Genomic DNA, 9313 nt, shown 5'->3' with positions numbered 1-9313 from the left:
CGAGGGGCCGTCAGGGCCGCGGCGCGAAGGCCACGGCGTCCGCGGCCAGGACCGTTCCGAGGCGGGGGAAGTCCAGCTCCACGGAGGCGCGGTGCTCCGCGGCGGTCAGGGCGGCCATGGCGTCCTCCGCGAAGACGAGTCCGTAGCCCAGGTCCCCGGCCGCCCGTGCGGTGGATTCGACCCCGAGGTTGGTCGCGATGCCACCGAACACCAGGGTGTCGATCCCCCGTCCGGCGAGCAGTTCGTGCAACCCGGTGTCCTGGAAGGCGCCGATGGAGCGTTTGACGAGGACGTGGTCGTCCGCGGCCACCAGGCCGGCCACGAGCCCGCTGCCGGGCGGCTGCACGTCGACTCCTGGGCGCTCGGCCCGCACCAGGACCACCGGTGCGCCCGCCGCGCGGAACGCACCCGCCAGACGCGCGGCCGTCGCCACGACCTCGGACCCGGTCCGCGGGCCGAGCGGCAGGGCGGCGATACGTTCCATCAGGTCGACGAGGACGAGGGCCATGCGGCTGGCGTCGAATGGAGGCATGGCACGAAGGTACCCGGATGTGATCACCACAGCGGTGGTTTCCGCGATGTCCGCCGCGACGGGCCCCGCTCGGCGCCGCACCACCGGTGCGCGCCGGTCACGCGCCGCGTGTGCGCCGTCACGTGGGGCTGTGCTTCGGTCGTGCTGGCGCCCGGTGTGCCGTCGGTGCCATGCTGGAAGGACATCGTCGGCGCTTCGCGCGTCCAGGAAACGCGTCTGGTGAAGGCCCCACCGTCGGCCCACCGATCCCGGCCCGGCCCCTCCGGCCCGGCTGAGCTCACGACCGCGTCCTGGACCCGCCATGAAGCAAGTACCCAAGCACCCCCCGCCCTCGGACGGCTACCGCGCCCTCGGGCGGGCCACCGTGGACTCCACGACCGAGCACGGGGGGTTGTGCGTGATCACCCCTGTCGGCGAGTTCGACATGGACAGCGCCGGTGAGGTGCGGCAGATCCTGGCGGCCGCGGAGGGATCCGCCCTGCGCCGGACGATCGTCGACTGCACGGGCGTCGCCTTCGCCGACTCGGCCCTCCTGCACGTGCTGCTCGGTGCCCGGCAGGCCCACCACCTGGTCCTCGCGGGACCCCTGCCCCTCCAGCTGTCGGCGCTCCTCGCGCACACCGGCACGGCCCCCCTGTTCACCATCCGCGACAGCCTGGCGGCGGCCCGCGCCGATTAGGTCGGCGCGCGTACCGTGCATGGTCGGCGCGGGGCGGGTAGACGTATGGGGTCCCCCGGCCATTGCACGAGCAACGACAGGGTGCGAAGGATGCCGCCACTGACCCAGCACACCGACCTGCCGGACACGTCGGCGACCGCTTGCGCGCGCCGGCGGGCCCGCGACTTCTTCGACACCGCGCTCCACGCCGGCCGGCCCCTCGCCGACACGACCGCCGATGCCGCCCTCCTGCTGATCAGCGAGCTGGTCTCCAACGCAGTCCGGCACACGCACGGGCCGTGCAGCCTTGACCTCGCCCTCACCGACACCGGCGTCGACATCGACGTCACCGACAGCAGCCCGGTCCCACCGCGCCCGCGCCCGGCCGACACCAGCGGGGAGGGCGGTGGCTTCGGCTGGAACATCGTGAACACCCTCGCCGGCGAGGTGTCGGTCCGTCCCGCCGCAGAGGGCGGGAAGACCGTGCACGTGCACATGCCCTTGCCCCGCGCCTAGCCGGCCCGGCCGGTGTGCGGCGGCGGGGAACGGGGGAAGGTCCGTCCCGGGGGCGGCACCCGGCGGGGGTGCCGGCCGTCGGGGAAGGGAGTGCCATGTCGGCTACGGAGGACGAGTACGGCGGCGCCGGGCAGGAGGCGTACGGCGGCAACGGCGCCGGAGCGCCGGTGGGGATCGAGTCCGTGACCGGCACGGAGTCCCTGACCGGGACCGAGCCGGCGTACGGGACGGAAGCCGGCGGAGACGGGTCGTTCGAGGTCGCGGGGGACTTCTCCCTCGGCGGCGGGTTCTCGCACACGACGGCGCGGACCGTGCGGGACGGCACGGTCGCGGACCGGACGGTCTACGACGCGTCCGTCGAGGTCGGATATCCGGAGGACTGGGGCGGGGACGGTGGGGTCGAGGCCGGCGCCCAGGCGTTCGTGGAGCAGTCCCGCACCGTCGAGGACGGCACGATCACCGACACCACCGAGTACGGGGGCGGGCTCAGGTTCGACGACTGACGACGGCGGCAGCGGCTTACCGGGGCCCGCGCGGCCTGGCCCGGCGTGCGCGGCCGTGCGGGACCCCGGCGGGTGGTGGTCATCCGGTGCCGGCCGGGCGGGCCGGGCCCGCCGGGTCGCCGCGGAGGGTGCTGAGCCGGCGGTCCCACGCGGCGATGTCGGCGCGGGCCTCCTTGATCCGCGTCTGGTGCAGGGCGAGCGCGCCGAGCATCAGCGGGGTGCGCTTCGAGGCCGTCCCGGCCAGGTGTTCGATCCGTTTGGTCACCTCCGTACGGACCCGTTCGACCAGCTCCCTGCGGCTGTTCAGCCAGGACGGGGCCGGCGCGCCGCCCGGCCCCAGCAGCTGGGACGAGGTGTGCGCCCTGAGCTGCCGCAGGTCCCGGCGGAGGTGACCGCGGTGGCCGCCGCCCAGGTAGTGGACGGAGGGCAGGATCAGGGCGGCCGCGGCCTGGAAGGAGCGGCTGTTCTCCAGCGCCAGCACGCCCTGGAACATCTCCCCGGCGCTGCGGTAGCGGTAGTTACCGATGTCGACCTCGGCGTCCTTCCCGTCCTGGGCCGTGGTGCGGTGCAGTCCGGTGGGGACCCGCGCGTCGAAGTACGCCTCGCGCTCCCGGGCGACGGCGTCGAGGGCTTCGGCGAGGCGGCGGAACCCCGGGGTGGTCGCCTCGGCGATCCGCTTGCGGGAGGCGGCCAGGGCGCTCTCGACCTCGTCGCTGACCTCCTTGGCGTGGCCCTTGGTGATGGTCAGTCCGTTCCGCAGCGGCACGTCGACCTCGTCCAGGGTGCGGGCGATCCGCGCCGCCTCCTCCAGGTAGACGGGCGCGACCTCCGTCCACTCCCGGTCCCTGTCGGCCTCCTCGAGGGCGCGGAGTTCGTCACCACCTCCGCCGCCGGGGCGTGTGCCGCTCGACGGCGCGGCCGGGGCGTGCCGGGATCCCAGGCCTGCGAGTGCCTCGTCGGCGCTGCGGTCGATCTCCAGGCGGTGCAGTGACCCGGACAGGACGGCCGCGACCCTGTCGGACCTCCGGTTGAGGGCCGCGTCGAGTACCGGCAGGGCGTAGCGGGTGGTCTCGGCCGCGGCCCGCCGTACCTCGGCGCGTACCGAGGCGGTCAGCCGTTCCCGCAGGCCTTCGAGGAGGTGCGCGTCGGGCTGGAGCAGGTTGAGGCAGTACAGGCCTGCGGAGGACACACCGAGGCGGCCGTCGCGGTCCAGCGGGGCCAGGATCTCGGTGACGCTCTGCCGGCGCATGGCCAGGGTGGCGGGGAGGCGGTCCGGGGTGAGGAGGCGCGGGTCCGCCTCGTTGAAGACGAGGGCGGCCACCCGGGTGGGGCGCGGTCCCTCCACCAGTTCGCGGACGGTGTCGAGGAGGGACCTGAGGCTGCCCCGCCCCATGGAGACCAGCACCACCGAGTAGGCGCGGCCCGCCAGGTCCCGCTCGGTCTGCTCGGACACGGCCGCGGACACCCCGGACAGGCCGGGGAGGTCGACCAGGCTGAGTCCGCCGGAGAGCATCGGCGCGGACAGCTCGACGTGACCGCTGAGCACGCCGCGGTTGTTGTCCCGGTTGTGCTGCTGGAGCATCCAGTGGTCGAAGGCGTCGCGGTCCTCGACGTCCTCGGTCACCGGCTGGTCGGTCCCGTCGCCCCGGGCGAGCCGGATCCGGTAGCGGGGGGCGTCCACGTCGGCGTGGCGGACGTACACGGGGGCCACGGTGCCGGGCAGGGCCGGGGATTCCGGGGTGACGTCCGTCCCGACGAGCCGGTTGACCAGGGTGGACTTGCCGACGGCTTCGGGGCCGAGGACGGCGAGGTGGGCCTGGTCGGCGGAGCGGCGGAGGGCGGTCAGGGCGTCGGTGAGGGCCGGCTCCGGTGACGGCAGCAGGGCGTGGTGGCGTTCCAGGGCGCAGGTCAGTCCGTCGAGGTCGGGCCCGGCGGCGGGGGCGGCGCGTCGTTCACTGTTCATCGAGGACCTCCTGGGCGGCGGCCGGCGCGGCGGGCAGCGGTCCGAGGACGCCGGTGACGGCGTCGAGGGTGGTGCGGAGGGCCTCGGTGTACCCCTGGTCGGCGGCGCGGACGTGTTCGGCGGTCTCCGCCGGGGGCGGGAAGGGCGGCCCGGCGACCGTGTAATCGGGGTGGGCGAGGACGGCGAGGGAGCGTTCGAGGGCGGCCAGCGCGGCGGCGGCGCGGCCGCGGGCGGCTTCCCGGCGGGCGACGGTCAGCAGGTGGTAGGCCGGGTCGGCGACCCGGGCGAGGGGGACGCCGAGGTCGGCGGGCCAGTCGGTGAGTGCTCCGGGGCCGAGGAGGGCGGCCGCGTCGTCGAAGCGCTGCCGGTAGCGCACCGTCACGGCCAGCCAGTACGCGTCGACGGCGGCGGTGATCACAGCCGTGACGGCGCGGGCGGCGACCTCCACTTCGAGGCGGTCGAGGCCGCCCGGGCCGTTCGGGACCGCGAGAGTCCGGCCGGCCGGGGCCCGGTCGTTGAGCTGGGCCACGGCCGCCTCGGTCCAGGCGTCGGCCGGCTGCCTGCGGTGCAGCAGGACGCTGCGCAGCGGCTCGGCCCGGGTCGCGGTGGGGCCGAGGTGACAGCCGCCGATGCAGAGTTCGAGGGTGTCGCGGAACAGGGTGATCTGCGTGACGAAGGTGGGGATGCCGTACAGGTCGTTCCAGTAGAGGCCCGCGTGGGGCCACGGGAAGTGGTTGAGGTGGTCGTACGTCTCGACCAGCCCGCCGCTGCCGAGGGTGCGGCGCAGGCCGGTCAGGACGGCGGTGCGCAGGCCTGCCCACTGGGCTTCGACTGCCCCGCCGAGTGGCGGGAGCAGGAGCAGGGGCGGGAGGTCCGACAGGTCGTCGGCCAGGATCCGGAGGCCGGCGCGGAGGTGGCCGGGGCCTTCCGGGAGGGGATAGGTGGAGTAGAGGGTCTGGGTGCCGAGGGCGGTGAGGGATTCCTGTCTGCGCAGGTCGGATTCGAGGCGGCGGAGCTCGAACTGGCGTTGGTGGCGGACGGTTTCGAGCTGGAGTTCGCGGTCGAACCGGGTGGTGGCCTGTTTCCGTTCGAACTCGTGCTGTGCGGCGCGGGCCCGTTCGCCGGCCGCCAGGTGCTGCTGGGTGTTGACGAGCGAGGCGGCCGCCTGGGCCGCGGCACCTATGCCGAAGGTGATGATGCCGTCTGACATGCTCCCCCTGGGTTCGCGTGTCGAGTGGTGCGTGTCCAGTTCTCTCCCCCTGGCCGCCGGCCAAACCGCCGCGGGGGGGTGGGGGGGGGACGGGCGGCGTCGGGTCGGGCGGGCCTCACCCGTTCGGGTCGGGCGGGATGTCGCCGACGCCGCGGCCGCCGAAGGTGGGGGCATGGCTGTTGCGCGTTTCGTCGTCTACCCGCCCGACGAGGACGGCCGGCGCCGTGTGGGCGGGGACGGCCGGCTCCTCGGGGTCGCCGCCCGGCCGTCCGACGTCGTGGAGTTCCTGCGGCAGGCCGGTCTGGGTGACGCCGGCGAGTCCGACCTGCTGACCGGCGATCTCGTGGAGTGGCACGGGGGCGGGCCCGAGACCTGGGCCGAGTCGCCGCCCTGACCCGGGCCGGCCCCCTCCGGCCGCGCGGGAGCGGGGTACGAACCGGCGTGCCGAGCCGGGGAGTCGAGCCCGGGAGTTCTCGGTGCGGTGCCGTCAGGCCGGGGCGGCCGTCACCCGGACGGGTCCTGGCCGATCCAGACGATGTCCAGGACGGACAGGCGCCGGGTGAGGCGGTTGATCACGTACACGACGGAGAGCCGGCCCACGCCGGCGGAGCGTACGTCCTCGCCTTCCGGGTCGCCGGTGTTCCACTGGGGCCAGCCCCAGGGGGAGCGGACGGCGATGTCAAGGACGTCTCGGACCGTCTCGGTGGCGGGTCCGTCGAGGTCGGTGAGCGTGGCGGCGGCCCGCGGGGACAGGCGGACCGCCCACGGCCGTCCGCTCACCGGGGCCTGCCGAGGACGTCGTCCAGGTCGACGAAGCCGGTCTCGTCGCGGCCGGAGTCCATGTAGGCGTCGACGGCGGGGGCGGTGGCGACGCGCAGTTGCCAGGTGCGGACCACGTCGTGGAGGGGGGTGAGTGTGTAGCTGTGGCGGGAGTCCTCGAGGGCCTTGGCCCAGTCCCGCTCGAAGGCCGGTACCCAGGTGTCGGCGCGGCGGTCTTCGCGCAGCCGGGCGAGCAGCCGGGCGGCGGCGGCGGGGGCCGGCGGGGCGGGGGCTTCCTCGGGCTGCGCGCTCACGGGCTCCTCCAGGGGTCGTACCGACACGTTAGCCGCCGCCGGGGCGCCGGGAGGGCGGTTCGGCCCGGCCCGCCGGTTCGGGGGCGGGCGGACGGCGGCCCGTGGGTCGTGGCGGTGGCGGGGGCGGAGCGTCGTGCGGTGGCGTGCAGGGTGCCGAGGAGGGTGAGGGCCCGGGCGCTGGGGGTGGCGGGTCCGGCCTGGTGGACGACCAGTTGCGGGCCGGGTGCCGCGCGTACGCCGAAGGCCTGGTGGGCAAGGGTCAGGGGGCCGACGTCCGGATGGTGGAAGTGCTCGGCGTCCTGCGTCTTGCCGCGCACGGTGTGGGCGTTTCCACAGGCGGGTGAAGTCAGCTCTGTGACCGGTGAGTTCGCGGGCGAGGTCGCGCAGGCGCGGGTTGTCGGGTTCGAGTCCGGCCACCTGGCGGAGGTGGCCGGCGACGGCTTCGGCGGTGTGGCCCCCGGACGGCAGCGTCCGGGTCACGCTCGTCGCTCCGGGCGTGACGGAGTCCGAACTCGCGGACGGCATCGGCGACCCCGTGGCCAGGGAGGCCATGAAGGCCTACCGCGGCGTGGCGCTGCCGGCCCCGGCCGTCGCCGAGGCGATCGCGTACGCCGTTTCCCGGCCGGCGCCGGTCGACGTGAACGAGGTCGTGGTCCGTCCCGCGGCGAGTGCCCGCTGACCGGCCGCCGTACCGTCGCCGCGGAGGCCGGCGGTCCGGCGCTGGTTTCCGGTCGTGTCGCGCTTCAGGTGTCGCGGCCGGCGAGGACGCGGTCGGCGCGGTAGTGGGGGCAGCTCGCCAGGTGCCAGGTGACCGACAGCCTGCCTTCCGCCACCGTCACCGTACGCGCCTCGCCGCTGTCCTCGTCCGCCCGGCACTCCCGGCACCGGTGCACCGTCGTGGGGAGCAGCCCCATCACAGCCCCCTTTCCAAATCTTGCGGATCCGCTGAAGAAACAACCGGTCCACACCTATCAAACCTGGACGCTCCACGCCTCGTTACTCACACGTTCGGTCCAAGGGACCCGGCGTGCAATCGCCCTGCGGGCCCCTGCGGGCGGGCGCCGCCCGGTGGGCCGGGTCGTGGCTCACCGGGCGGTGACGGGGCGGGTGGGCGGGTCAGAGGAGGGTGTCGTAGGTGGCGATCCGCTCTTCGCCGTAGGGGCTGAGACCGAGCTGGGCGTGGTCGAAGGGGTCGGCGGCCCGGCCGGTGCCGGCGTGGAGGCGGACGCGGCCGTCGGTCGTCTGGACGACGAGGTCGGGGATGCCGTCGTCGGTGAGGTCGCCGGGGACGGCGAGGGAGCGGACGTCCGCGCCGAATCCGGTGGCCACCCTGGCGCGCGGGCCGAACGGGGCCGCGGCGTTTCCGGTGCCCTGGTACAGCCACAGCCCGCCGGAGCGGTCGCGGGCGATCAGGTCGGCCTTGCCGTCGCGGGTGAGGTCGCCGGTGCCGACGAGGTCGCCGTAGACCTGCCAGCCGCCGCCGATCCTGGTGCGGGCGGTGAAGGGTGCGGCCGGGTCGCCGGTGCCGCGGTACAGCCACAGGACGCCCGCGCGGTCCCGGGCCACCAGGTCCGGCTTGCGGTCGCCGGTCACGTCGGAGACGCCGGCCAGCTCGTCGAAGACCTGCCAGCCGGGGCCGACCTTGGTGCGGGTGGCGAGGGCGAAGGAGGGGTGGGGGGCGTAGTGCCACAGGATGCCGGTGCGGTCACGGCCGACGATGCCGCCGCCCGAGGCGCGGCCGGTGAACGGGGCGAGCTTGGTGAGCTGGTCGTAGGTGTGCCAGCCCGGGCCGACCTGGTAGCTGTCCCAGGGGTCGAAGAGGTTCTCGGGCTTGCCGTCGCCGGTGTGCCGCCACAGCCGGCCGTCCTGGGCGCGCGCGAACAGGACGTGCCGGTCGCGTACCGGTCGCGGGCTGACGACCCGGAAGGAGGCGCAGGCCCGCGGGTTGTCCTCCTGGGCGTAGCTGTAGACGCCGTATTCGGCGGTGGTGTCGAGCTTCCAGGCCAGGGCGCGGGGGTCGGCCGCCACCGTGAACGCGATCTTCACCTCGCCGGGCTTCCTGACGTCGCATTCGATGCCGGCGCCGTACTCGCGGCAGGTGGCGGACGGTCCGGAGGTGATGGAGGTGACGCGGAAGGCCGTCTCCTCGTCGAGGTTCCAGTCGCGCTGGGCCGCCGTCGGGGTGGGCTTGATGCGGACGGAGAGCTGGGCGGTGTCCACGGCGTCCACCGTGACCGACTGGGTGACGGACGCGCCGGCCCTGAGCGGCGGGGCGGCGACGGTGAGCTTGTTGCGGGCCACGTCGTCGGGCGTGCGGACCGTCACGCTGCCCCAGCCGTGCAGGCCGTCCGCGGGCCGGGTGGCCGCCACCTGCGCTTCCCGGACGGCATGTTCGACGTCTGCGGGGGCCGGGCTCGGGGCGTACACCACTCCGTAGTGGACGCGGGTTCCGTTGCGGTTGCCCGGCTCGGAGACGACGTACGGGGCGGGTATGTAGCTCATCCCCTTGGCGGGGCAGAGGATCACGCCGGCGACGCCGGGCATCGCCTGGCAGGTGTCGGTGAGGTGGGTGGTCAGCCCGGCCGGTGTCCCGCCGGACCTCCAGGTGGGGTCGGTGAGCGGCCGGGCGCTGAGGGCGTAGACGAAGACGCCGTCCGCGCCGGTGCCGACCGTGCCGCTGGGGTTGATGCGGTGCCAGTCCCCGGGCTTGATGCGGGCGGGGGCGGGCTGCGAGAAGGTGGTGCCGGAGGCCGCCGAGACGGTTCCGGTGAGGGTCGCGGTGGCCAACAGGGCCGCCGTACCGCCGATTGCGATGAGGGCGCGCGTGCGCATGGGTCGATTCCCCCGGGTGCTCCCGC

12 protein-coding genes and 2 pseudogenes are annotated in these 9313 nt (G+C 74.9%); 5 read left to right on the top strand and 9 right to left on the bottom strand.

The window, feature by feature from the left end; translation table 11 throughout:
• Nucleotides 1-10: 10 nt before the first annotated feature.
• Complete coding sequence (locus ACFY61_RS15820; protein ID WP_389472026.1) at nt 11-532, bottom strand: isochorismatase family protein; 522 nt, start codon at nt 530-532, stop codon at nt 11-13.
• Between the two features lie 301 nt (nt 533-833).
• Between ACFY61_RS15820 and ACFY61_RS15815 the strand changes: the two genes are divergently transcribed.
• The 3 genes from ACFY61_RS15815 to ACFY61_RS15805 all read left to right on the top strand — a co-directional run bounded on the left by ACFY61_RS15815 (nt 834) and on the right by ACFY61_RS15805 (nt 2209).
• Nucleotides 834-1211, top strand: coding sequence for an STAS domain-containing protein (locus ACFY61_RS15815; RefSeq protein ID WP_389472023.1), 378 nt, complete (start codon nt 834-836; stop codon nt 1209-1211).
• A gap of 90 nt (nt 1212-1301) precedes the next feature.
• On the top strand, nt 1302-1706 hold the full coding sequence (locus ACFY61_RS15810) for an ATP-binding protein (protein WP_389472020.1): 405 nt from the start codon (nt 1302-1304) through the stop codon (nt 1704-1706).
• A gap of 95 nt (nt 1707-1801) precedes the next feature.
• Complete coding sequence (locus ACFY61_RS15805; protein WP_389472018.1) at nt 1802-2209, top strand: hypothetical protein; 408 nt, start codon at nt 1802-1804, stop codon at nt 2207-2209.
• Nucleotides 2210-2288: 79 nt separating this feature from the next.
• On the opposite strand, the gene ACFY61_RS15800 is transcribed toward ACFY61_RS15805, so the two are convergent.
• Together ACFY61_RS15800 and ACFY61_RS15795 are read right to left on the bottom strand one after the other, a co-directional pair.
• Nucleotides 2289-4172: a dynamin family protein gene (locus ACFY61_RS15800; RefSeq protein ID WP_389472015.1), complete on the bottom strand. Its 1884-nt coding sequence runs from the start codon at nt 4170-4172 to the stop codon at nt 2289-2291.
• Nucleotides 4162-5382 (bottom strand): hypothetical protein, encoded by a 1221-nt coding sequence (locus ACFY61_RS15795; RefSeq protein WP_389472013.1) that lies wholly within the window; start codon nt 5380-5382, stop codon nt 4162-4164. The genes ACFY61_RS15800 and ACFY61_RS15795 overlap by 11 nt, the downstream gene beginning before the upstream one ends.
• Before the next feature lie 172 nt (nt 5383-5554).
• On the opposite strand from ACFY61_RS15795, the gene ACFY61_RS15790 reads away from it, so the two are divergent.
• A complete protein-coding gene (locus ACFY61_RS15790; RefSeq protein ID WP_389472011.1) occupies nt 5555-5776 on the top strand; it encodes a hypothetical protein in 222 nt (73 codons plus the stop codon).
• A 110-nt stretch (nt 5777-5886) separates the two neighbouring features.
• Here the strand turns inward: ACFY61_RS15790 and ACFY61_RS15785 are convergent, their stop codons facing one another.
• The 4 genes and pseudogenes from ACFY61_RS15785 to ACFY61_RS15770 all read right to left on the bottom strand — a co-directional run.
• Entirely contained in the window at nt 5887-6162 is a 276-nt protein-coding gene (locus ACFY61_RS15785; protein ID WP_389472008.1) for a hypothetical protein, read from the bottom strand.
• The gene (locus tag ACFY61_RS15780) at nt 6159-6455 is read right to left on the bottom strand and encodes a DUF6247 family protein (protein WP_389472090.1); all 297 of its coding nucleotides are present in this window, start codon (nt 6453-6455) and stop codon (nt 6159-6161) included. Before ACFY61_RS15780 ends, ACFY61_RS15785 begins: the two co-directional genes overlap by 4 nt.
• Nucleotides 6452-6772 carry a hypothetical protein gene (locus ACFY61_RS15775; RefSeq protein ID WP_389472006.1) on the bottom strand — a complete coding sequence of 107 codons (321 nt, stop codon included), beginning with the start codon at nt 6770-6772 and terminating at the stop codon, nt 6452-6454. Before ACFY61_RS15775 ends, ACFY61_RS15780 begins: the two co-directional genes overlap by 4 nt.
• Nucleotides 6773-6848: 76 nt before the next feature.
• Nucleotides 6849-6980, bottom strand: a pseudogene (locus ACFY61_RS15770) (hypothetical protein); the annotation flags it as partial.
• Between ACFY61_RS15770 and ACFY61_RS15765 the strand changes: the two are divergent.
• A pseudogene (locus tag ACFY61_RS15765) lies at nt 6919-7134 on the top strand (oxidoreductase); the annotation flags it as partial. The pseudogenes ACFY61_RS15770 and ACFY61_RS15765 sit on opposite strands and share 62 nt — an antisense overlap.
• A gap of 64 nt (nt 7135-7198) precedes the next feature.
• Here ACFY61_RS15765 and ACFY61_RS15760 read toward each other — a convergent pair.
• Complete coding sequence (locus ACFY61_RS15760; protein ID WP_389472003.1) at nt 7199-7369, bottom strand: hypothetical protein; 171 nt, start codon at nt 7367-7369, stop codon at nt 7199-7201.
• A gap of 202 nt (nt 7370-7571) precedes the next feature.
• Entirely contained in the window at nt 7572-9287 is a 1716-nt protein-coding gene (locus tag ACFY61_RS15755; protein WP_389472000.1) for an FG-GAP repeat domain-containing protein, read from the bottom strand.
• Nucleotides 9288-9313 lie beyond the last annotated feature (26 nt).

This window comes from Streptomyces sp. NPDC012888, assembly GCF_042900645.1.
GTDB lineage: Bacteria > Actinomycetota > Actinomycetes > Streptomycetales > Streptomycetaceae > Streptomyces.
Note: the sequence above shows the minus strand (reverse complement) of the source record. Positions and strands in the feature narration are given on the sequence as shown.

Coding starts and splice junctions, on each gene's coding strand:
- ACFY61_RS15820 (WP_389472026.1), bottom strand. CDS start 532: ATGCCTCCATTCGACGCCAGCCGCATGGCCCTCGTCCTCGTCGACCTG.
- ACFY61_RS15815 (WP_389472023.1), top strand. CDS start 834: ATGAAGCAAGTACCCAAGCACCCCCCGCCCTCGGACGGCTACCGCGCC.
- ACFY61_RS15810 (WP_389472020.1), top strand. CDS start 1,302: ATGCCGCCACTGACCCAGCACACCGACCTGCCGGACACGTCGGCGACC.
- ACFY61_RS15805 (WP_389472018.1), top strand. CDS start 1,802: ATGTCGGCTACGGAGGACGAGTACGGCGGCGCCGGGCAGGAGGCGTAC.
- ACFY61_RS15800 (WP_389472015.1), bottom strand. CDS start 4,172: ATGAACAGTGAACGACGCGCCGCCCCCGCCGCCGGGCCCGACCTCGAC.
- ACFY61_RS15795 (WP_389472013.1), bottom strand. CDS start 5,382: ATGTCAGACGGCATCATCACCTTCGGCATAGGTGCCGCGGCCCAGGCG.
- ACFY61_RS15790 (WP_389472011.1), top strand. CDS start 5,555: ATGGCTGTTGCGCGTTTCGTCGTCTACCCGCCCGACGAGGACGGCCGG.
- ACFY61_RS15760 (WP_389472003.1), bottom strand. CDS start 7,369: ATGGGGCTGCTCCCCACGACGGTGCACCGGTGCCGGGAGTGCCGGGCG.
- ACFY61_RS15755 (WP_389472000.1), bottom strand. CDS start 9,287: ATGCGCACGCGCGCCCTCATCGCAATCGGCGGTACGGCGGCCCTGTTG.